The sequence below is a fragment of the Sphingobium indicum BiD32 genome (genome assembly GCF_000382885.1).
Lineage (GTDB): Bacteria > Pseudomonadota > Alphaproteobacteria > Sphingomonadales > Sphingomonadaceae > Sphingobium > Sphingobium japonicum_C.
The window spans coordinates 1-21,428 of sequence record NZ_CAVK010000247.1 but is presented as its reverse complement, the minus strand read 5'-3'; the positions used below and the strand labels follow the sequence as shown (position 1 = coordinate 21,428).

The following is a 21,428-nucleotide window of genomic DNA, read 5'->3' as shown; positions in this document are numbered from 1 at the left end:
GATGGCAACCCCCGTCCCCCAAACATCACCAAAAGCGCGGCTGCATAAAAAATGCTTCATTCGCCGGAACCATCAACGAAGAGATTTGTTTCGCAGCCATATGGATTTTTCGATTTTATCGTGAATTTTGTATCAATCGCGCAGGACGACGAATTGACGTCCTGCAAGAATCCCGCAAATACGGGCAGGCTGGCGTGTCAGATATTGCTTCAGAGGGGCTGATTTTGGTTTCTTCATCGACGGAAGGTAATGCGGCGGGAGGGGGTACGCCGGATGGCGTGACCAGCCCGGACAGCGGCACACATGCCGCCTCGTCCCCCCGCAAGCGCCGTGCCGCCCCCAAAGAAGATGGCCATGTGTCCCAGGCGCTGCGCACCGTCTATCAACGCGCCGTGGACGAAGATATCCCCTCCGAAATGCTCGATCTGCTGAGCAAGCTGGACTGACACAGCCATGAACGGGGGCAGCCTTCCTCCGGCCGCCCGCACCGGGACTGCCCGATCTCCGGTCGTGCCGTTAGCTGGATTTTTCAGGTCAACCGGCGTCAAGATGTTCCTCATCCTGACACTGGCGCTGTTGCCGTTGGGACTGATCGCGCTGGTCGCTTCGCTACAGGCGATCCGCACCGCAGACCTTGAAAAGGAAGCACTGCTGCGCGTCGCCGTGACGCAGAGCGCGCGCAAACTGACGGCCGATCTGCAATCGGACCGAACAGCGCTGGAACTGACCGTCAATGCATTGGCCGGTCCCGGTGGCGAGACGAGCATCTGTCAGCGGCTGGAGCTTTTCCTGACCTCGCATGACCGGGATGGCGGGCGCTTTTACATCTACGATCGGCGCGGCAGGCGCCTGTGCGCGTCGTCTGCGCCGGAACCAGCTGGTATAGCCATCGACAATCGTTTCGACGGTACGAACGCGCAATTGCTGCCCGCATCGCAATTTCTGGTCAGCCGAGTGCGCAGCAGCGACGGCGCGCTGGTGGGACTCGCCTATTATTCGCGCGCCCACCTCGAAAGCGTCGCCGATCCCGCAACCGCGTTGCAAAACCGGAAACTGACCCTGCGGCAGGGTAACGCGCGGATGGTCATCAGCCGTCCCGGCAGCGCGCCGATAGAGGGCAATAGCAGCAGCCTGTCGGCCCGACTCGATCCCCCCGATATCATATTGACCATGACGGTGCGGGATCCGCCGGCGACCATCGCCCGGATGCTCTCGCTTTTCCTGCCGCTGGTCATGTGGTTTGCGGCGGCCGCGGTGGGCTGGTTCGTGGTCAATCGCCTGTTGATCCGCCCGCTGGTGCTGCTGCGCCGGTCGGTTGCGGCCTATCATCCGGGCGAAGTGCTGGAGCCGTTGCAAAAAGTCCGCACGCCAGCGCAGGAGATCGTCGCGTTGGGCGAAACCTTCCGCGAGATCAGCGAGGATGTCGCGACCCATGAAGCGGAAATGGCGCAAGGTCTGGAAACCCAGCGCAAGCTGACCCGTGAAGTGCATCACCGGGTGAAGAACAACCTCCAGATCATCGCCAGCCTCATCAACCTGCACGCCCGGTCGGCGCATGATCCCGAAGCGGTGGAGGCCTATGCCTCGATCCAGCGGCGGGTCGATGCGCTCTCGGTCGTCCATCGCAACCATTTTGCCGAGCTGGAGGATAATCGCGGCGTGGGCGTGCGTCCGCTGGTCAGCGAATTGTCCGCCAGCCTGCGCGGTACTGCGCCGGCACAAGCCCGTCGCTTTGGCATCCAGATCGACGCGGACGACCTGCACATCAGTCAGGATGTAGCGGTGCCGATCGCCTTTCTGCTGACCGAATTGGTCGAACTGGCGATGATGCTGGACCCTGACGGCGCGATGCAAATTGCGGTTCGAGGCGTCACGGGCCGCGACAATCGCGCGCTGCTGAGCGTACGATCCAGCGGACTGCGCGCATCAGAGGCGATGACGATCTATCTGGCCGAACGCTATGGCCGGGTATTGACCGGCCTGTCGCGCCAGCTGCGCGCGCCGCTGGACCATGATGCGGAGGCAGGCGGCTACACGATCGAGATCAGCGTCATTCCATAACGCTCAGGCGCGCTGGTAATCCCGGCGGAAATCGGCGGCAAAGGCAGCGAACTGTCCGGCAGCAATGGCGTCGCGAATCGCCTGCATCAGCGATTGGTAGAAATGGATATTATGCTGCGTCATCAGCATCGCGCCCAGCATCTCCCCCGCCTTCACCAGATGGTGCAGATAGGCCCGGCCCCAGGTTGCGCAGACCGAACAGGTGCAGCGCGGGTCGAGCGGCCCTGTATCTTCGGCAAAGCGGGCGTTGCGGATATTGAGTGGCCCTGCCCAAGTGAAGGCCTGCCCGTTGCGGCCCGACCGGGTGGGCAGCACGCAATCGAACATGTCGATGCCGCGTTCGACCGCGCCGACAATATCGTCGGGCTTGCCCACGCCCATCAGGTAGCGTGGCTTGTCGATGGGCAACATGTCCGGCGCGAAATCGAGCGTGGCGAACATCGCCTCCTGCCCCTCCCCCACGGCCAGACCACCCACGGCATAACCATCAAAGCCAATGTCGATCAGTTGCTGAGCCGATTGCCGCCTTAAACCTTCGTCCAGCGAACCCTGCTGGATGCCGAACAAGGCCGCACGCTCCGCATGGTCGCCGCCCGCATCAAAGCCATCGCGCGACCGCCTGGCCCAGCGCATGGATCGCTCCATCGACCGCGCCGCCTCGTCATGGGTGCAGCCATTTTTGGTGCATTCGTCGAACGCCATCACAATGTCGCTGTCGAGCAGCCGCTGGATTTCCATCGACCGTTCGGGGGTCAGCATATGCTTTGACCCGTCAATATGGCTGGAAAAAGCGACGCCCTGCTCGCTCATCTTGGTGAGTTCAGACAGGCTCATCACTTGATAGCCGCCGCTGTCGGTCAGGATCGGCCGGTCCCACCCCATGAAACCGTGTAGGCCGCCCAGCCGCGCCATGCGCTCCGCGCCGGGACGCAGCATCAGATGATAGGTATTGCCCAATATGATGTCCGCGCCGGTGGCACGCACTTCCGCCGGGCGCATCGCCTTGACCGTCGCGGCGGTGCCGACCGGCATGAAGGCAGGCGTGCGGATCTCGCCGCGCTGCATCTGGATTGCGCCGGTGCGCGCCTTGCCGTCAGTGGCGGCGATGGAGAAGGAAAAACGGGTTTGGGTCACGCGCGCCGTTTATGAGCGAAGCGGCGCATGCACAAGGGTTCAACCCGCCTTCCGCACGCCTTCAAACAGCATCAGCGCGTCCACATTGAAGCCTTCGATCCGGCGATAGGGACCAATGAAGCGCAAACAGTCCGCAGAGAGGCGTAACGGCCATGCCGCGCCCGCTGAATCATGCAGGGCCAGCGTGACAAATTTGGAGTCCTGATCGCGGTCGTTCATCCGCCTGTGGCTAATTAATAAAGGTTAACAAAGCCCTGAGGGACGATCGACCACAGCCAGGAACAAGCTCATTTGTTGTATTTTCATCACATCGAGTCTCATTTGGGCCAATTTGTGACGACGTGTTTGCAACAGTTCCGAACAAAAATAGTTAACGTGCTGTTCACTGACGGGGGGTTGATTGCATCCTCCATGTGAGCCTGTTCTGTTCAGTCGCAATAGAAAAACGGGGACGCAGATGATTGATTCAGGACGGTTTAATCCGACAAGCGACATGGTCGAAACGGCAGGTGAGGAGCATTTTGCGCCTGACACCGATCAACCCGCCTTTTCCGTAGCGGAAATAGCGGCTCCGACCGACCGCTCTACCCTTTTCGACCTTGGACAGATTGATGTGCGCTGGGACGAGGAACTGGCGACATTGTGGGCCTTCATGACCCCGCATCACCGGCCCAATTCCAATCTCGGACTGATTCGCGACACCATGGCGTGGCAGCGCGAGAGCAAGCGCGTCTATGGTGGCGCTGACGGCAGCGGCCGGGACGGCGCGCTCAAATTCATGGTTCTTGGCTCACGCTTCCCCGGTGTATTCAATCTGGGCGGTGATCTGGAAATGTTCGCCGAATGCATCCAGCGCCGCGACCGCGACACCTTGCTCAGCTATGGCGTCGCCTGCTGCGAGATTGTCGATCGCATCTGGCACTGCAATGATATGAACATCATCAATATCGGGTTGGCGCAGGGCGACGCGCTGGGCGGTGGGCTGGAAGCGCTGATGTGCTTCGACGTCATCATCGCCGAGCGGCAGGCCAAATTCGGCCTGCCAGAAGTGTTGTTCGGCCTGTTCCCCGGCATGGGCGCCTATTCGGTCCTGTCGCGGCGGGTCGGCCCTGTGCTGGCGCGCGAGATGATCGCGGAGGGACGCATCTACAGCGCGGACGAAATGTGCGAAATGGGCATTATCGCCCAGGTCGTCGAACCGGGCGAGGGTGAGGCGGCGACCGCCAGATGGATTCGCGACCATAGCGCTCATCATGCCGGTTATGTTGGCATCAACCGGGCCGGGCGACGGGTCAATCCGTTGACGCTGGTCGAACTGACCGACATTGTTGAGACATGGACCGATACGGCCTTGTCCCTGTCCGATCGCGATCTGCGGATGATGCGGCGACTGGCTTCAGCACAGACCCGCTTACGCTGAAACACCACCGCGGCGAAGGATCAGGCCTGCCGCCGCGGCCGTCTGTGGATGACGGGATCCGGACGCTCCCCTCCTTCCAGCGGACCATCGGCGATCATGTCGGCGATCCGTTCGCTCGTCACCGGGCGGCTGAACAAATAGCCCTGCACATTGGTGAAGCCGGCCTCGCGGGCGTGGCGTAGCTGATCTGTCGTCTCTATCCCCTCCGCCACCGTGTCCATCGCCAGATCACGGGCGAGGTTGCCGATCGCGCGCACGATCGCACGATCCTCCGCATTGGAGCTGACCCCCGCCATGAAACTCTGGTCCACCTTGAGCGTGTCGAACCGGTAGGAGCGCAAATAGGACAATGAGCTGTAGCCGGTGCCGAAATCGTCGAGCGCCAAACGCAACCCGATGCGCTGCAATTCGCGCAATATGGCATTGGTCTGCCCGCTATCGTCGAGGAAGATCGATTCGGTGACTTCCAGTTCCAGCCGCCGCGCGGGCAGACCGGTCTCCAGCAGCGCCGCGATGACGTTTCCGGGCAGATCATGCGACTTGAGCGATGCGGGCGAAACATTGATAGCGATGCGCACCTCGCCCGGCCAGGAGGCCGCAGCGATACAGGCTTCGCGCAACACCCAGCCAGTCATAGCCTCGATCATGCCCATACTTTCGGCGATCGGGATGAATTCGCCGGGCGAAATCGGTCCCAGCACGGGATGATCCCAACGCAGCAGCGCTTCGCAGGCATCGATATGGCCGCTTTCCAGATCAACGATCGGCTGGAACAGCAGCTTGAGTTCATTGTTGTCCAGCGCGCGGCGCAGCCCGGTCTCGATCTCGTGGACGCGATTGAAGCGTTCCTTGAGCGACCAGTTGAAGCTGGACGCACGGTTGCGCCCTTCCCGCTTGGCTTCATAGAGCGCCAGATCGGCATGTTGCATCAACTCGTCCATGTCGCGCCCGTCCTGCGGCGCGATCGCAAAGCCGATGGAGGCTGTAACCTGAAGATGATTGTCCGACAGGTCGAAGCCATGGGCGAAATAGGTGATGATTTCCTGCGCGATCGCCGCTGCCGTAACGCGATCCGTGTCGGCACAGATGATAACGAACTCGTCGCCGCCAAAGCGCGCGATCCGGCCGCGGCCCTGCACGACCTCGTCCAGCCGCTCCGCCACCGCGCGCAGCAACTGGTCGCCAACCATGTGGCCCAGCGAATCATTGATTTCCTTGAACCTGTCGATGTCCATCCAAAGGATCGCGACGGCATCATTGCGCTTCTGGCTGGTTTCAAAGATTTCGCGCAGCCGCATCTGCATCGCCATGCGGTTTTCAAGGCCCGTCAGGCTGTCGAAGCGGGCGAGTCGCTCGAATTTTTCCGCGAGCAGCGACTTGTCGCGCTTGCCGATCAACGCCTGGACGACGATACGATGGGTGGTCGAGCTGATTTCAGCGAGGCCCAGCACCATCGCGACCATAGCGATCGACAGGACGCGATAGCCGGTTGATCCTTCCAGCCACAACCCCGTAGCCGTCGGCAACAGAGCCAGGCACACTTGCCCGATGGCGATCTGGACGCGCCCTGCGTTGCGGCCGGAGATGCCGCCTGCATAGCCCGTCGCCATCGACACGCTGAGCATGTGGATGACCGAATTGGCCGATCCGATCAACGTGACGAAGCCCATCAGCCCCAGTAACCCGGCATAGGCCCAGGCACCCAGTTCATAGGCCAGTTCCCAGTTGCGCGAGGCGACAGCCGTGCCGCGTACCAACTGGCGATGGAAGAAAATGGCGGAAATGACGCGGAGAGCGGCAACGATACAGACAGCGACGACGACCGCATGGATCGCCGGAAAATCGCTCATGCTGCTGATGACGATACCCACAGCGGTGCCGGTGGCCGCGCCAATGGTCAGGGATGTAGGAGACGCATAGAGCGATTCGACAAGGCTGCGCCGAACGTCGGCGTCATGCCCCGGTGGCTGCGCCCTGCGCCTTTCCAGCAATGTCCTCAAAGCGCGCAAATCGGTGGGTCTCCGGTTCCCAAAGCCGGTGTCGCATTTTCCCTTTATTTTTTGGTTAATATTGCGGCAGCGGCGGCAGAGTAGCTGCCCGGCTTGAACCGGCCAGTCGGGCTGATATGGCACCTGTACCCTGCCCCATAGGAGCCTGCCCCATGCACCCGCTTGATCGTCCCGTCTGGCATACGCTGCGCAGCGGCTGGGCGGCACTCGCACAGGGCGACGGCCAGGCGATGCGGCTCGATCCCGCTTATGGTCCCTTCGCTGCGACCGGAGACGACAAGCCAGACGGCCTGACCGCACTCGCGGCACTGGCCAATGACGACAGCGAAATGTGGCTGGTCGGGCAGGATGTGGCAATCACGCCGCCGGGCATGACCATTGCGCGCACCGCGACTTTGGCGCAAATGGTCGCAACAACGGTCATTCCTGCCCCGGCAACGGACCTTGAGTGGATCGTCCTGGACGAAGCCGATGCGGCGGAAATGCGCGCGCTGGCGCTGCTGACCCGGCCCGGTCCCTTCCACCCGCTCACCCATCGGCTGGGCCGCTTCATCGGCGTGCGCGACAAGGGGCAACTGGTCGCGATGGCGGGTGAGCGGATGCGCCTGCCCGGCTTTACCGAGGTCAGCGGCGTCTGCACCCATCCCGATTTTCGTGGCCGGGGTCTCGCCGGCGCGTTGATGCGGATCGTCATGCAGGCGATGCTGGACCGGGGCGAGACGCCGTTCCTGCACGCCTATGCCGCCCATGACCGAACCATAGCGCTTTATGAGACGCTGGGCTTCGCGGTGCGGGCGGAATTGTCTATAGTTGTGCTGGTGCGCTGATCGCGCGAAAAAGGCCGGTGGATCGCTCCACCGGCCTCTTATTGTGTCGTCAGGAAGGCAGGACTTAGAAGTCCATGCCGCCCATGCCGCCCATGCCACCGCCGGGCATGCCCATCGGTGCCTTGTCATCGGCGGGCATTTCCGAGATCGCCGCTTCGGTGGTGATCAGCAGGCCAGCGACCGAGGCCGCGTCCTGCAGCGCCGCACGAACAACCTTGGTCGGGTCGATCACGCCGGCTTCCACCAGGTTTTCATACACGTCGGTCGATGCGTTGAAGCCACGGGTTTCGTCATTTTCGCGCAGCAGGTTGCCCGCAACCACGGCACCGTCAACGCCCGCATTCTGGGCGATCTGGCGCAGCGGCGCTTCGATCGCCTTGCGGATGATGTCGATACCACGGGTCTGGTCGTCGTTCGCGCCCTTCATGCCGGCCAAAGCCTTGGTGGCATAGAGGAGAGCGGTGCCGCCGCCGGGGACGATGCCTTCTTCAACGGCCGCACGGGTGGCGTGCAGCGCGTCGTCAACGCGGTCCTTGCGTTCCTTGACTTCGACTTCCGAAGCGCCGCCAACCTTGATGACGGCAACGCCGCCAGCGAGCTTGGCCAGACGTTCCTGCAGCTTTTCACGGTCATAGTCCGAGGTGGTGTTCTCGATCTGCTGACGGATCTGCTCGGTACGGCCCTTGATCGCATCATGGTCGCCAGCGCCATCGACGATGACGGTGTTGTCCTTGTCGATGGTGACGCGCTTGGCGGTGCCCAGCATCGCCAGCGTGACATTCTCCAGCTTGATGCCCAGATCTTCCGAGATCACTTCGCCCTTGGTCAGGACAGCGATATCTTCCAGCATCGCCTTGCGACGATCGCCAAAGCCAGGAGCCTTGACCGCTGCGACCTTGAGGCCACCGCGCAGCTTGTTGACGACCAGGGTCGCCAGCGCTTCGCCTTCGATGTCCTCAGCGATGATCAGCAGGGGACGCCCCGATTGAACGACCGCTTCGAGGATCGGCAGGATCGACTGAAGGTTGCTGAGCTTCTTTTCGTGGATCAGAATATAGGGATCAGCCAGCTCTACAGCCATCTTTTCCGGGTTCGTCACGAAATAGGGCGACAGGTAGCCGCGGTCGAACTGCATGCCTTCGACGACGTCCAGCTCGAATTCGAGACCCTTGGCTTCTTCAACCGTGATCACGCCTTCCTTGCCGACGCGCTCCATGGCTTCGGCGATCTTTTCGCCAACCACGGTATCGCCATTGGCCGAGATGATGCCGACCTGGGCGATTTCCTTGGTCCCGGCGACGGGCTTGGAACGGGCCTTGAGATCCTCGACAACCTTGATGACAGCCAGGTCGATACCGCGCTTCAGGTCCATCGGGTTCATGCCGGCGGCAACCGACTTCATGCCTTCACGGACGATCGCCTGCGCCAGGACGGTCGCGGTGGTCGTGCCGTCGCCAGCGATGTCGTTGGTCTTGGAAGCGACTTCGCGCACCATCTGGGCGCCCATATTCTCGAACTTGTCCTTGAGTTCGATTTCCTTGGCGACGCTGACGCCGTCCTTGGTGATACGGGGAGCGCCGAAGCTCTTGTCGATGACGACGTTGCGGCCCTTTGGCCCCAGGGTCACCTTGACCGCGTCGGCCAGGATGTCGACACCGCGCAGGATGCGCTCACGGGCGTCGCGGGAAAATTTTACGTCTTTTGCAGCCATGGGAAAAACCCTCTTTCTTGCAAATGGGAATAGTCAGGAAAACGGAAACAGTCAGGCGATGACGCCCGGCCCGTCGCCTTTAGGCGACAACGCCCAGAATATCCGATTCCTTCATGATCAGCAGGTCTTCACCGTCGACCTTGACTTCGGTGCCGGACCATTTGCCGAACAGGACGCGATCGCCAGCCTTGACGTCGAGCGGGGTCACCTTGCCATCTTCGGCCTTCGAGCCGGAACCGACGGAGACGATTTCGCCTTCCTGCGGCTTTTCCTTGGCGGTGTCGGGGATGATGATCCCGCCGGCGGTCTTTGCTTCCGCCTCGATACGGCGGACGAGAACACGGTCGTGCAATGGACGAAATGCCATGTTGATTGCCTTTCCCTTCTGTTTGGGATCGGTCCGGCGCGCGATGCCGGGGATGAATCGCCCCGAAAACCGCACTCGCCTTATCCTTCTCCCGATAAACTGCGTCGCTGTTAGCACTCATTGATGGGGAGTGCTAGCGCGCTCTCATATGGCGCAACCAAAAAGCCGGTCAAGGGTTTGACAATGAAATTTTTGTAGCGATCTTGCCTCGCTGGATTGCCCGTCCGTGGCGCATTCCGGCGAGATATGTCCCCGGCGCAATCTTTGATGACGACTGCATCGCTTCCCGCCCTGCTTCGTTGTCGGAGGATAACAGGAAAGGACAGAGGATGCTTTTTGGCACAATCGTCGTGGCGGTCGACATTAATGATCCCGACAATGCGAGAGCCGCCATCGGTCGGGCTGCCGGCATTGCCGGATCGCAGGGACGGATCCACCTGCTCAACGTCCGCTATCACCTCCCGTCGCGCTATTCCGAACTGCTGGCCGGCGATTTCGACCAGCAGGAAAAGGACGAAGCGCTGGCCGCCATGCGCCTATGGTGCGCGGACGCTGGTATATCGGCGGCTCAGGTCAGTTTTCTGACACGGCGGGGCAGGGTCCGCGATGAGGTGATCGGTGAGGCGGAACGGACCGGCGCGGACCTGATCATCATCGGATCGCATCAGCCGACGATGTCGTCGAAGCTGCTGGGATCAAACGCATCGGCGATCGTCCACCAGTCGCCGGTCAGCGTTCTGGTCGTCCGGCATAGTGATTGATGGCGGGCGGCGGAAGGTTGCGAGGCGGCCGTCCACTTCCTACCTCACGCGCGTAGAACGAACGGGAGCCTGCGCGCATGACTGACATCTATACCCCGCCCGCCGTCTGGACATGGGACAAGGCCAGTGGCGGCCAGTTCGCCAATATCAACCGGCCAATCGCTGGCGCGACCCATGACAAGGATCTGCCGGTGGGCCAGCATCCGTTTCAGCTTTATTCGCTGGCCACGCCCAACGGGCAGAAGGTTACGATATTGCTGGAGGAATTGCTGGAGGCAGGATTTAGCGCGGCCGAATATGACGCCTGGCTGATCAGGATCGGCGATGGCGACCAGTTTTCCAGCGGCTTTGTGGCGGTCAACCCCAACAGCAAAATTCCCGCACTGATGGACCATAGCGTATCGCCGCCGCAGCGTGTGTTCGAGTCCGGTGCGATCCTGCTTTACCTGGCGGAGAAGTTCGGCGCCTTCCTGCCCACCGACCCGGCCAAGCGCACGGCAGCGCTCAGCTGGCTGTTCTGGCAGATGGGCAGCGCGCCGCTGCTGGGTGGTGGCTTTGGTCATTTCTACGCCTATGCCCCGGAAAAATACGAATATCCGATCAACCGCTACACAATGGAAGTGAAGCGGCAACTCGACGTGCTGGACCGGCATCTGGCGGAAAACGACTATATGGCGGGCGACGAATATAGCATCGCCGACATCGCTATCTGGACCTGGTATGGCGGCGTCGTGCTGGGCTATGCTTATGATGCGGTGGAGTTTCTGGACGCGGGCAGCTACACTAACCTGTTGCGCTGGGCGCGGCAGATCGACACCCGCCCCGCGGTCACGCGCGGGCGGATGGTCAACAAGATGAACGGGCCGCTGGAGGAGCAATTGCATGAGCGCCACGACGCGGGCGACTTTGCGACCAAAACGCAGGACAAGGTTGAAGCCGCGCCCTGACAATCCTCCCCCTGTGGGGGAGGTGGCATCGCGTAGCGATGACGGAGGGGTATCACCCTCTCGATAGCGGCCCCCCCTCCACCGCCCCTTGCAGGGGAGGATTTTCCTACCCCGCCGCCCTTACAATCTCCGCCCACTCCTCTTCGCTGATCACCGTGATCCCCAGCGCAGCAGCCTGTTTCAGCTTGCTCCCCGCCCCCGGCCCGGCCACCACAAGGTCGGTCTTGGCGCTGACTGATCCGGCCGCCTTGGCCCCCAATCGTTCGGCCTGCGCCTTGGCCTCGTCGCGGCTCATCGTTTCCAGCTTGCCGGTGAACACCACGATCTTACCCGTGACGGCGCTGGCGGTGGTTTCGACGATATAATCGGGCGGCGAGACTTCGGACAGAAGATCGTCCCACGCGGCCACATTATGCGGCTCGTGGAAGAAATCGGCGAGCGCATGGCCCACCGCCGCGCCAACATTCTCGACCCCGATATGATCGGCGATGACCTTGTCACGCTTGGCCTGCGTCTCCCCCTCCGGTGCGGCATCGCGCAGGGCTATAATCTCTTGCGCCAGAGCGCGCACAGCCGACAGCCTAGTATAGCGTTTGAGCAGATCGCGCGCCGTCACCGCGCCAACATGACGGATGCCCAGACCAAACAGCAGCCGCGCCGCGTCCGGCGCGCGCTTCGCCTCGATCGCGGCGAGCAGATTGTCGACCGACTTCTCCTTCCAGCCTTCGCGGCCGATCAGGTCGGAGCGGTGGCGTTTCAGGCGGAAAATATCGGCCGGCTCGGTGATCCAGCCCAGATCGAGAAATTCCTGGATCGACTTCTCCCCCAGCCCCTCGATATCGAGCGCAACCCGGCTGACGAAATGGCGCAGCCGCTCGAACCGTTGCGCCGGGCAGATCAGCCCGCCGGTGCAGCGATAATCGACCTCCCCTTCCTCGCGCACCGCCTCGCTCTGGCAGATCGGACATTCGGGTTTGAAGATATAGGGCGCGCCGGGCTTGTCACGATCCAGATTGTCCACCACCTGCGGAATGACGTCGCCCGCACGCTGGACGACGACGCGGTCGCCGGGGCGCACGCCCAACCGGGCGATCTCGTCGGCATTGTGCAGCGTGACGTTGGAGACGACGACGCCACCCACCGTCACCGGGGTCAGGCGACCCACCGGGGTTAGCTTGCCGGTGCGCCCGACCTGAATGTCGATCGCCTCCAGCGTCGTCTGCGCGCGTTCGGCGGGGAATTTATGCGCGATCGCCCAGCGCGGTGCCTTGGCCACGAAACCCAGCCGTTGCTGCCAATCGAGCCGGTCGACCTTATACACCACCCCGTCAATGTCGAAGGGCAGGTCGGCACGGGCGCGTTCGATGCTGCGATAATGGGCGAGCAGGGTTTCGAGGATATCTACTCGCAGCAGCCGGTCCGACACCGGCAGACCCCAGGCGGCAATCGCCTGCATCAGGCCCAGTTGCGTGTCGGCGGGCAAGGCGCTGTGCGCGCCCCAGCCATGGGCCAGGAAGCGCAACGGGCGGCTGGCGGTGACGCTCGCATCCTTCTGCCGCAGCGATCCGGCGGCAGCGTTGCGCGGGTTGGCGAATTGCCGCGCCTTGTCCGGCTCGTCTGCCTCCGCCAGCAGCCGGGCATTGAGCGCGGTGAAATCCGCCTTGGCCATATAGACCTCGCCCCGCACCTCGAACAGGTCGGGGATTGCATCGCCGGTCAGCCGCTGGGGAATATCGGCGATGGTGCGGACGTTGGCGGTCACATCCTCGCCCGTAGCGCCGTCGCCGCGCGTCGCGGCCAGCACCAGTTCGCCCTTCTCGTAACGCAACGAACAGGACAGGCCGTCAATCTTCGGCTCTGCGGTCAGCGCGACCGGCGCATCGTCGGGCAGCGCCAGGAAGCGGCGCACGCGGGCGAGAAATTCGGCGATATCCTCATCGGCAAAGCCATTGTCGAGGCTCATCATGCGGGCGGCATGGGGAATTTTCTTCAGCGCGGAGGTGGGTGCCGCCCCGACCTGCGCATTGGGCGAATCGGCACGGACGAGGTGCGGGAAAGCGGCCTCCAGCGCATTATTCTCGGCGATCAGCGCGTCATAGGCCGCGTCCGTAATCTCCGGCTGGTCCTGATCATGATAGAGCCGGTTATGCCTGGCCACTTCGCGCGCCAGACGCATCAGGCGGTTGGCAGCTTCGGCTTCATTCATGAATGAAAGCCCCAATTAGATGGACAAGCGATGACAACAAAAGTCGATAGGGCCACGAACAAAACGGCAGCCCTACCACTGCGAGCATCCAATATTTTCACGTTACATAACCAAATGTGGAAAACGGCCAGAATGATAGCAAGTGCAGTCCATGCAGACCAATATTTGTCCCCCATCGGATTTAGCCGATGCAGCATACCCAGAGCACCCCACCATAGCGACCCATATAGCAACAAGGGCGGAATAACTGCAATCGATGCGAGCATTCCCAACCGGCCTATCATCCTGATAATGACGGGCAGAAACGTCGTATGCTGGCCTTTCATTGACTGTAGTTTAAGTCCCGAATGATCGCACACTATACTATATCCCCCGCCACCGGCACCGTCTCGAACCGCTGCCCGAAACCGGCGATGATCGGGCGGGCTTTGGCGATGGCGGCCTGCACGGCGGGGAGCTTGAGCGAGGCCATGTGATTGTCGCGGCTGTCCCACACTTCGGTGATCCACAGCGCGTCGGGATTGGCGGTGTCGAGCGCAATCACATAGGACAGGCAGCCGGGCATGCCGGTCGTTCCCTCGCGCAGATAGGCGAGCAGTTCGTCGCGCTTGCCGGGTTCCGCGATCATCTGGCCGATCAGGCCGTAGCGCGGTGGGGCCGATTGCGCAGTGGCGGGGATGGCGCTGGCGGCCATGGCGGCGGCGGTCAGACCGATCATGTCTCTGCGATTATGGGTCATCGCGTCACTTCACTCCCTCCGTTCGTTTCGAGCCCTTCGACTGCCCGCCTGCGGCAGGCGCTCTGGATAAACTACGTCGAGAAACAATAGCGCAGTTCTCCCCGTTTCTCGACTACGCTCGAAACGAACGGGTGTTGGTGGCTAAACCCGCTCCAGCAACCGTTCCGCCTGCGCCCGCGCTTCTGCGGTAATCTCTGCGCCCGACAGCATCCGCGCGATTTCCTCGCGCCGTTCGCCTTCGTCCAGAGCATGAACGCCCGTCCGCGTCACGGTGCCGTCGCTGGACTTGGCGATCAGCAGATGGCCCGCCCCCCGCGCCGCGACCTGCGGGCTGTGGGTGACGACCAAAATCTGGTTGCTGCGGGCCAGCCGCGACAGGCGTTCGCCGATGGCGGAAGCCACCGCCCCGCCCACACCCCGGTCGATCTCGTCGAAGATCAGCGTGTCCGCACCGCCCTGCTCGGCCAGCGCGACTTTCAGCGCGAGGATGAAGCGCGACAATTCGCCGCCCGACGCGATCTTGGTCAGCGGAGCGAAGGGCGCACCGGGGTTCGTCGAAATCTCAAACTCCACCCGGTCCATCCCCTGCCCGGTCCATTGCGCTTCATCGAGCGGCGCGACCACGGTGCGGAACCGTGCAGCGTCCAGCTTCAGCGGTGCAAGTTCCGCCGCAACGGCCGCGTCCAGCCTGCCCGCAGCCATCTGGCGCTCACCCGACAGCGCCTGCGCAGCGGCGCGATAGCCGGCGGCCTTCTGCGCGACATCCGCTTCCAGCGCAGCGATATGCTCCTCCCCGCCCTCGATCGCGGTCAGCCGCGCGGCCATCTCCGCGCACAATTCCGCCAGATCATCGGGCTGAACCTGATGCTTGCGCGCCAGCCCGCGCAGGTCGAACAGCCGGGTTTCGATGTCGTCCAGCCGGGCGGGATCGAAGCTCAAGGCCTCGGCCACCTCGGCCAGCCGGTCCTCCGCCTCGCCCGCCTCCACCACTGCGCGGTCCAGCGCCTCCAGCACGGCGGCCAGCCGCTCATCCTCCGCCGCGATCCGGTCCAGCCGCCGCGCCGCCTGCCGCAATTGGGCGAGGCCACCGTCGGAGCCAGTCAAGCAATCGGCAATCGCCGACAGATCGTCGGTCAGGCGCGCGCCCTTCTGCATCGACGCACGTTCTTCCGCCAGCGTCGCCTCTTCGCCCGGTTCGGGGCGAAAACGGGCGAGTTCATCGACGGCGTGGGTCAGATAATCGCGGTCGCGCGCGGCGCTATCCACGGTCGCCCGCGCTTGCGCGAGAGCGCTCACCGCCTTGCGCCACGCGCCATACGCTGCGCCTACCGCCCCGGCATCGCAGCGGCCATAAGCATCGAGCAGCGCGCGATGCCCGCGCGCATTCAGCAACCCACGATCGTCATGCTGGCCATGAATTTCGACCAGGCACCCGCCCAGTTCGCGCAGCAGTGCCGCCGAACAGGCCGAATCATTGACGAAGGCGCGGCTGCCGCCATCAGCCTTCACCGTGCGGCGGATCAGCAGCGGTTCGCCCGGCTCCATCTCGATGCCATTGTCGGCCAGCAGCATCGCGGCGCGATGGTCGGCGGGCGGCGGGTCGAAGGTCGCGGTGACGCTGGCCTGCGCCTCGCCATTGCGGACTAGGCCACTATCGGCGCGTGCCCCCAGCGCCAGGCCCAGCGAATCGAGCAGGATCGACTTGCCCGCACCCGTCTCCCCGGTCAGCACGGAGAGGCCCGCGCCGAAATCCAGGTCCAGCGCCTCGATCAGCACGACATTGCGGATGGACAAAGCGCTCAGCATGACGCGCTTCTACCCGTCAATGCACAAAAGGGGAACAGGCAAGAAAGGCGATTACGCCTTGCTGCCATGTTCCTGCATCAGCTTGTAGCTGCGCTCATACCATTTGGTGCCGGGATAGTTGGCGCCCAGCACCGCAGCGGCCTTGCGCGCCTCTTCGGGAATACCGAGCGAGAGATAGCTCTCGACCAGCCGCTCCAGCGCTTCGGGCGTGTGCGTCGTGGTCTGATATTTGTCGATCACGACGCGGAAGCGCAGCGTGGCGGCAAGCCACTGGCCGCGCCGCTGGTAAAAGCGCCCGACCTCCATTTCCTTGCCGGCCAGATGGTCGTTGACCAGATCGACCTTCAACCGCGCATCGGCAGCATAGCGGGTGCCGGGATAGCGGCGGATCAGTTCGCCCAGCGAATCAAGCGCCTGTTGCGTAATCTTCTGGTCACGACTGACATCGGCAATCTGCTCATAATAGCAGAGCGCGATCAGATAATAAGCGTAGGGCGCATCCTTGTTGCCGGTATGGATCGACAGGAAACGCTGCGAAGCCGAGATGGATTCGGCATAATCGCTGTTCATATAGTAGCTGAACGCCGACATGAGCTGCGCCCGGCGCGCCCAGGGCGAATAGGGATGCTGGCGCTCCACCTCGTCAAACAAGGCGGCGGCGAGCTTATACTGGCCGCGATCAAGCCGGTCCTTGCCGCTATTATAAAGGGTCGACACGTCGCGGGCGACATATTGGGTGTCGGCCTTGTTCTTCGACGTCGCGCAGCCTGCGAGCAGGGTGGCAAGCAGAAGCGGGGCGGTGGCCGCGCCGATGCGCGTTACGGTTTTCATCAGCATGGGCGGGTCATAGCCGAGCAGATCGCTGCCGCCAAGCGGCAGAATGGTGTCACCCTCAACAGGCCGTTCGGGCGGGCAGATCAAGCCGCGCCACCGCGCCGCCATGCACGCCCGGCGTCAGCGAGAAACGCCCGCCCAGCTGGACCGCCAGCGCATTGGCAATGCGCAGCCCCAGCGATTCGCTGGCACCATGTTGAAAGTTCGGGGCGACGCCATGGCCGTCATCGACGATGCGCAGCGCCAGCGCGCCCTGTGCTTCTTCCAGCGCCACCGCGACCGTGCCGGGCCGGTCGGGCAGGCCATGCTCGATCGCGTTGCTGACCGCCTCCGCCACGATCAGCGCCAGCGGGACGGTGATGGCGGGTTCGATGGTCAGGCCGTCGGGCGCGGAAACGGTCAGCTTGATGTCCGAACGGCCGCTGGCTTCCAGCACATCGCTCGTCAGCGTGGTCAGGAAAGCGCGAATATCCTGTCCCTGCCCCGACGGATCATACAGCGCGCGGCTGATCCGGCCGACCAGCCCCAACCGCGCCGACGCATCGTCCAGCGCCTTGCGCGCTACATCATGATCGACATGACGCCGCTGGAGCGCAAGCATCGCAGCGACCACCTGCAAATTGTTGGACACACGATGCTGGAGTTCGTGGAACAGCAGTTCCCGATTTTCCGCCAGCGCCCGGTTACGTTCCCGCTCTACCGCCAGATGGAAATTGGCCCGCTGCATGAAGTGGATCAGCAATATGTCGACCACGACGACACCGGTATAGAACAGCATCGCGACCGCGACCCCAGGGTTCATATCCGCACTGTAAAAGGGCGGAATGAACACATACCAGGACACTAGGCCGCAAAGGATGGCCGCAAAAATCCCCGGCCGCACTCCGAACAGAAAGGACGAGAGGATGACCACCGGAAAGAAGGTGACGAAGGGATAGCCATTGGGCAGCAAAGGTTCGGCCGCGATCCGCAGCATGAAGGCCGCGCCGCAAAAGATCAGCGTCAGACCATAGGCATAGATTGGCCGGTCAAGGACCAGCGGCAGCCGTTCGACAAAGCGCGCGTTGCTCCGCTGCATGATGTTCCCCAAATGATCCATCGTTACAGTAGCAGAACTTTGCCCCATCGCCTTGATCGAAATCAGTCCATTGCGCAGCCGACATTAAAAAGGGGCGCCCGGTTGAACCGGACGCCCCATTTTTTACTCAGTTCGTCGGACGGACGATCAGTCCTGGGTCAGGAAGTCGGGCAGACCGCCCGGTGCCGGACCATCATCATTGCCGCCTTCGCTGCGTTCACGACGCGGGCCACGGTCACCGCCATCACGGCGCGGACCACGACCGCGATCTCCGCCTTCGCGACGCGGGCCACGGCCTTCACCGCCGCCACCGTCACGGCGCGGGCCACGATCACCGCGCGGTTCGCGCGCTTCACGGGCAGGACGGGTATCCTCCAGCTCTGCGCCGGTTTCCTGATCGACGACGCGCATCGACAGGCGAACCTTGCCGCGCGGGTCGATTTCGAGAACCTTGACCTTCACTTCCTGGCCTTCCGACACGACGTCGGTGGGCTTTTCCACGCGCTCATTCTTCATTTCGGAGACGTGGACGAGGCCGTCCTTGCCACCCATGAAGTTCACGAACGCACCGAAATCGACGATGTTGACGACCTTGCCGTCATAGATCTTGCCGACTTCGGCTTCCTGGGTGATGCCAAGGATCCACTTGCGGGCGGCCTCGATCTGCGCCGGATCGGACGAGCTGATCTTGATCAGGCCTTCATCGTCAATATCGACCTTCGCGCCGGTTTCGGCGACGATTTCGCGGATGACCTTACCGCCGGTGCCGATGACTTCGCGGATCTTCGACTTGTCGATCTGCAACGTCTCGATACGCGGGGCATGGGCCGACAGCTCGGTACGGGTCGATGACAGCGCCTTGCTCATTTCGCCAAGGATATGCGCACGGCCTTCCTTCGCTTGCGTCAGCGCAGCTTCAAAGATTTCGCGGGTGATGCCCGCAATCTTGATGTCCATCTGCATCGTGGTGATGCCTTCGGACGTGCCTGCGACCTTGAAGTCCATGTCGCCCAGATGATCTTCGTCACCCAATATGTCGGACAGGACGGCAAAGTCCTTGCCTTCCAGGATCAGGCCCATGGCGATGCCGGACACGGGGCGCTTCAACGGCACACCGGCGTCCATCATCGACAGCGAGCCGCCGCAGACGGTCGCCATCGAGGAGGAACCGTTCGACTCGGTGATGTCCGAGAGGACGCGGATCGTGTAGGGGAACTCGTCCTTGCTGGGCAGCACGGGGTGCAGCGCACGCCATGCGAGCTTCCCATGGCCCACTTCACGACGACCCGGCGCGCCGAAACGGCCGACTTCACCGACCGAATAGGGCGGGAAGTTATAGTGCAGCATGAAGTTTTCATAATGCAGGCCAGTAAGGCCGTCGATCATCTGCTCGGCGTCCTTGGTGCCCAGCGTGGTGGTGCAGATCGACTGCGTCTCACCGCGCGTGAACAGGGCCGAACCATGGGTGCGGGGCAGGAAGCCGACCATCGCTTCGATCGGGCGGATCTGCGTGGTGGTGCGGCCGTCGATGCGCTTGCCGTCCTTCAGGATGGCGCCGCGCACGATTTCCGCTTCCAGCTTCTTGGTAAGCTTGATGCCGGCCATGACGGTCTGGGCGTCCAGGCCATCGGCGGTGAACTTCGCCTTCGCCTTGGCGCGGGCTTCGTTCAGCGCGTTGGAACGGGCAGACTTGTCGGTCAGCTTGTAGGCGGCGGCAATGTCCTTGCCGATCAGCTTCTTCAGCTTGGCCTTGAGTTCAACCAGATCATCGCTCTTGGCCATGTCCCAGGGGTCCTTGGCGGCCTTTTCCGCCAGGCTGATGATGGCGTCGACAATCTTCTTGCTCGCGTCATGCGCGAACAGGACGGCGCCCAGCATGACCTCTTCCGACAGCTCTTTCGCTTCGGATTCGACCATCATCACCGCGTCGTAGGTGGCAGCAACGACCAGATCGAGTTCACCGGTCTTTACCTCGTCCAGCGACGGGTTGAGCTGATATTCGCCATCCTTGTAACCGACGCGCGCCGCGCCGATCGGCCCCATGAAGGGCACGCCCGACAAGGTCAGCGCAGCCGATGCGGCGATCATCGCCACCATGTCCGGCTCGCTTTCGCCATCGAACGACAGCACCTGGGCGATGACGTTGATTTCGTTGTAGAAGCCTTCGGGGAAGAGCGGGCGGATCGGACGGTCGATCAGGCGGGAAACCAGCGTTTCCTTTTCGGTCGCGCCGCGCTCACGCTTGAAGAAGCCACCGGGGATGCGGCCGGCGGCGGAATATTTTTCCTGATAGTGAACGGTCAGGGGGAAGAAATCCTGGCCTTCCTTCACGCTCTTGGCGGCGGTCACGGCGCACAGCACCACGGTTTCGCCATAGGTCGCCAGCACGGCGGCATCAGCCTGGCGTGCGATGCGGCCGGTTTCGAGGGTCAGCGTCTTGCCAGCCAGCTCGATCGATACTTTCTTGACATCAAACATAGTTTTTTCCTTCGCCCGCGTGGGCCCTATTGCCGGGCGGGGCCTTTGGTGGAGCCGGTAAGACTCCATGACTGGAGAGCTTCACGCTCTCCTCCGTCGCGGGTGCGACGGTGTGGGGAAATGTCCCCTTTATCATGCCGCCGTGCCGGATTGCCCGGCGCCATGGTTTACCTATTTCGTCATCCCGGACCTGATCCGGGATCCATTCACGCTCGGCTCCGGTTGAACGCCACCGTAGCGCCGAATGGATACTGACTTTCGTCAGGATGACGGGCCATTCAATTAGCCCGGAATCAGAAACGGCCCCGCATGGGGGCCGTCCCGTTGAAGGTCTGCGTTATTTGCGCAGGCCCAGCTTGGCGATCAGGTCGGTGTAGCGAGCCTGATCCTTCTTCTTGAGATAGTCCAGCAGCGAACGACGCTTGTTGACCATCATCAGCAGACCACGGCGGCTGTGATTATCCTTGTGGTGACCCTTGAAATGCTCGGTCAGGTTGGTGATCCGCTCGGTCAGGATCGAAACCTGAACCTCTGGCGAACCCGTGTCACCCTCAACGCGGGCATATTCCTTGATCAGCGCTTCCTTGCGCTCGGCAGTAATCGTCATCTATTCGTCATCCTTCGACATCAGGTTGAAACCGCGCACCACGATGATCTGATGATCATCCGACCGGACCAGCGCGACGGGGATGTTCCCGTCCATCGCCAGATACAGGCCGGTGGTGGCAGTGATCCCGGTCAGAACCTTCCCCTGTCGGAGAGCGATGGCCTGGTCGGGAGAGACGGGGAGAGCCGGGATGTCGTCCAGCCCCGCCGTCAGCGGCAGCATAAGGCTACCGATGGCGCGCTCGTTAGCAGCATGGCGCAATTTGTCCAGCGAAATCGCGGAATCCAGGGTGAACGGCCCGGCCTTGATACGGCGGAGCATGGTGACATGCCCGACCGTGTCGAGCGCCAGCGCAACGTCGCGGGCAAGCGAGCGGATATAGGTGCCCTTGGAGACATGGGCGGTAAGGGTGATACTCTCTATCCTCTCCCCGGCGGGGAGAG

18 protein-coding genes and 1 pseudogene are annotated in these 21,428 nt (G+C 62.5%); 6 read left to right on the top strand and 13 right to left on the bottom strand.

The window, feature by feature from the left end:
• The first annotated feature begins 224 nt into the window (after window positions 1-224).
• Window positions 225-446 (top strand): NepR family anti-sigma factor, encoded by a 222-nt coding sequence (locus EBBID32_RS24325; protein ID WP_231382280.1) that lies wholly within the window; start codon window positions 225-227, stop codon window positions 444-446.
• A 103-nt stretch (window positions 447-549) separates the two neighbouring features.
• A complete protein-coding gene (locus EBBID32_RS21665) occupies window positions 550-2,061 on the top strand; it encodes a sensor histidine kinase (protein ID WP_006967169.1) in 1,512 nt (503 codons plus the stop codon).
• A 3-nt stretch (window positions 2,062-2,064) separates the two neighbouring features.
• Here the strand turns inward: EBBID32_RS21665 and tgt are convergent, their stop codons facing one another.
• Together tgt and EBBID32_RS21655 are read right to left on the bottom strand one after the other, a co-directional pair.
• Entirely contained in the window at window positions 2,065-3,195 is a 1,131-nt protein-coding gene (tgt, locus tag EBBID32_RS21660) for a tRNA guanosine(34) transglycosylase Tgt (RefSeq protein WP_006967168.1), read from the bottom strand.
• 39 nt (window positions 3,196-3,234) lie between these two features.
• Entirely contained in the window at window positions 3,235-3,414 is a 180-nt protein-coding gene (locus EBBID32_RS21655; protein WP_006967166.1) for a hypothetical protein, read from the bottom strand.
• A gap of 238 nt (window positions 3,415-3,652) precedes the next feature.
• Here EBBID32_RS21655 and EBBID32_RS21650 point away from each other — a divergent pair, with 238 nt between their 5' ends.
• Window positions 3,653-4,615 (top strand): crotonase/enoyl-CoA hydratase family protein, encoded by a 963-nt coding sequence (locus EBBID32_RS21650; protein WP_006967165.1) that lies wholly within the window; start codon window positions 3,653-3,655, stop codon window positions 4,613-4,615.
• A 20-nt stretch (window positions 4,616-4,635) separates the two neighbouring features.
• Here the strand turns inward: EBBID32_RS21650 and EBBID32_RS21645 are convergent, their stop codons facing one another.
• The gene (locus tag EBBID32_RS21645) at window positions 4,636-6,624 is read right to left on the bottom strand and encodes a putative bifunctional diguanylate cyclase/phosphodiesterase (protein WP_006967163.1); all 1,989 of its coding nucleotides are present in this window, start codon (window positions 6,622-6,624) and stop codon (window positions 4,636-4,638) included.
• A 152-nt stretch (window positions 6,625-6,776) separates the two neighbouring features.
• Here EBBID32_RS21645 and EBBID32_RS21640 point away from each other — a divergent pair, with 152 nt between their 5' ends.
• Complete coding sequence (locus EBBID32_RS21640) at window positions 6,777-7,451, top strand: GNAT family N-acetyltransferase (RefSeq protein ID WP_006967160.1); 675 nt, start codon at window positions 6,777-6,779, stop codon at window positions 7,449-7,451.
• 64 nt (window positions 7,452-7,515) lie between these two features.
• Here EBBID32_RS21640 and groL read toward each other — a convergent pair whose 3' ends face one another.
• Both groL and groES read right to left on the bottom strand, forming a co-directional pair.
• Window positions 7,516-9,162 (bottom strand): chaperonin GroEL, encoded by a 1,647-nt coding sequence (gene groL, locus EBBID32_RS21635; RefSeq protein ID WP_006967158.1) that lies wholly within the window; start codon window positions 9,160-9,162, stop codon window positions 7,516-7,518.
• 79 nt (window positions 9,163-9,241) lie between these two features.
• Complete coding sequence (gene groES / locus EBBID32_RS21630) at window positions 9,242-9,529, bottom strand: co-chaperone GroES (protein ID WP_037492430.1); 288 nt, start codon at window positions 9,527-9,529, stop codon at window positions 9,242-9,244.
• A gap of 329 nt (window positions 9,530-9,858) precedes the next feature.
• Between groES and EBBID32_RS21625 the strand changes: the two genes are divergently transcribed.
• On the top strand, window positions 9,859-10,290 hold the full coding sequence (locus EBBID32_RS21625; RefSeq protein WP_006967152.1) for a universal stress protein: 432 nt from the start codon (window positions 9,859-9,861) through the stop codon (window positions 10,288-10,290).
• Between the two features lie 77 nt (window positions 10,291-10,367).
• Entirely contained in the window at window positions 10,368-11,237 is an 870-nt protein-coding gene (gene yghU, locus EBBID32_RS21620) for a glutathione-dependent disulfide-bond oxidoreductase (protein ID WP_006967148.1), read from the top strand.
• Between the two features lie 106 nt (window positions 11,238-11,343).
• Here the strand turns inward: yghU and ligA are convergent, their stop codons facing one another.
• The 8 genes and pseudogenes from ligA to EBBID32_RS21580 all read right to left on the bottom strand — a co-directional run.
• Window positions 11,344-13,443: an NAD-dependent DNA ligase LigA gene (ligA, locus tag EBBID32_RS21615; protein WP_006967143.1), complete on the bottom strand. Its 2,100-nt coding sequence runs from the start codon at window positions 13,441-13,443 to the stop codon at window positions 11,344-11,346.
• Window positions 13,444-13,801: 358 nt separating this feature from the next.
• Complete coding sequence (locus EBBID32_RS21610; RefSeq protein ID WP_006967141.1) at window positions 13,802-14,182, bottom strand: putative quinol monooxygenase; 381 nt, start codon at window positions 14,180-14,182, stop codon at window positions 13,802-13,804.
• 141 nt (window positions 14,183-14,323) lie between these two features.
• Window positions 14,324-15,988 (bottom strand): DNA repair protein RecN, encoded by a 1,665-nt coding sequence (gene recN / locus EBBID32_RS21605; protein WP_006967139.1) that lies wholly within the window; start codon window positions 15,986-15,988, stop codon window positions 14,324-14,326.
• A 51-nt stretch (window positions 15,989-16,039) separates the two neighbouring features.
• Window positions 16,040-16,825, bottom strand: a complete 786-nt coding sequence (locus EBBID32_RS21600) for an outer membrane protein assembly factor BamD (protein WP_037492428.1) — start codon at window positions 16,823-16,825, stop codon at window positions 16,040-16,042.
• Window positions 16,826-16,880: 55 nt separating this feature from the next.
• Window positions 16,881-17,900 carry a sensor histidine kinase gene (locus EBBID32_RS21595; RefSeq protein ID WP_006967135.1) on the bottom strand — a complete coding sequence of 340 codons (1,020 nt, stop codon included), beginning with the start codon at window positions 17,898-17,900 and terminating at the stop codon, window positions 16,881-16,883.
• A gap of 147 nt (window positions 17,901-18,047) precedes the next feature.
• A complete protein-coding gene (gene pnp, locus EBBID32_RS21590) occupies window positions 18,048-20,378 on the bottom strand; it encodes a polyribonucleotide nucleotidyltransferase (protein ID WP_006967133.1) in 2,331 nt (776 codons plus the stop codon).
• 337 nt (window positions 20,379-20,715) lie between these two features.
• Window positions 20,716-20,985 carry a 30S ribosomal protein S15 gene (rpsO, locus tag EBBID32_RS21585; RefSeq protein ID WP_006967129.1) on the bottom strand — a complete coding sequence of 90 codons (270 nt, stop codon included), beginning with the start codon at window positions 20,983-20,985 and terminating at the stop codon, window positions 20,716-20,718.
• Window positions 20,986-21,428, bottom strand: a pseudogene (locus tag EBBID32_RS21580) (tRNA pseudouridine(55) synthase TruB); the annotation flags it as partial. It abuts the gene before it with no gap.

Excerpts from the sequence above, each read along its gene's own strand:
- EBBID32_RS21665 (WP_006967169.1), top strand. The coding sequence starts at position 550 with ATGTTCCTCATCCTGACACTGGCGCTGTTGCCGTTGGGACTGATCGCG.
- EBBID32_RS21655 (WP_006967166.1), bottom strand. The coding sequence starts at position 3,414 with ATGAACGACCGCGATCAGGACTCCAAATTTGTCACGCTGGCCCTGCAT.
- EBBID32_RS21650 (WP_006967165.1), top strand. The coding sequence starts at position 3,653 with ATGATTGATTCAGGACGGTTTAATCCGACAAGCGACATGGTCGAAACG.
- EBBID32_RS21640 (WP_006967160.1), top strand. The coding sequence starts at position 6,777 with ATGCACCCGCTTGATCGTCCCGTCTGGCATACGCTGCGCAGCGGCTGG.
- groL (WP_006967158.1), bottom strand. The coding sequence starts at position 9,162 with ATGGCTGCAAAAGACGTAAAATTTTCCCGCGACGCCCGTGAGCGCATC.
- groES (WP_037492430.1), bottom strand. The coding sequence starts at position 9,529 with ATGGCATTTCGTCCATTGCACGACCGTGTTCTCGTCCGCCGTATCGAG.
- EBBID32_RS21625 (WP_006967152.1), top strand. The coding sequence starts at position 9,859 with ATGCTTTTTGGCACAATCGTCGTGGCGGTCGACATTAATGATCCCGAC.
- yghU (WP_006967148.1), top strand. The coding sequence starts at position 10,368 with ATGACTGACATCTATACCCCGCCCGCCGTCTGGACATGGGACAAGGCC.
- ligA (WP_006967143.1), bottom strand. The coding sequence starts at position 13,443 with ATGAATGAAGCCGAAGCTGCCAACCGCCTGATGCGTCTGGCGCGCGAA.
- EBBID32_RS21610 (WP_006967141.1), bottom strand. The coding sequence starts at position 14,182 with ATGACCCATAATCGCAGAGACATGATCGGTCTGACCGCCGCCGCCATG.
- recN (WP_006967139.1), bottom strand. The coding sequence starts at position 15,988 with ATGCTGAGCGCTTTGTCCATCCGCAATGTCGTGCTGATCGAGGCGCTG.
- EBBID32_RS21600 (WP_037492428.1), bottom strand. The coding sequence starts at position 16,825 with ATGCTGATGAAAACCGTAACGCGCATCGGCGCGGCCACCGCCCCGCTT.
- EBBID32_RS21595 (WP_006967135.1), bottom strand. The coding sequence starts at position 17,900 with ATGCAGCGGAGCAACGCGCGCTTTGTCGAACGGCTGCCGCTGGTCCTT.
- pnp (WP_006967133.1), bottom strand. The coding sequence starts at position 20,378 with ATGTTTGATGTCAAGAAAGTATCGATCGAGCTGGCTGGCAAGACGCTG.
- rpsO (WP_006967129.1), bottom strand. The coding sequence starts at position 20,985 with ATGACGATTACTGCCGAGCGCAAGGAAGCGCTGATCAAGGAATATGCC.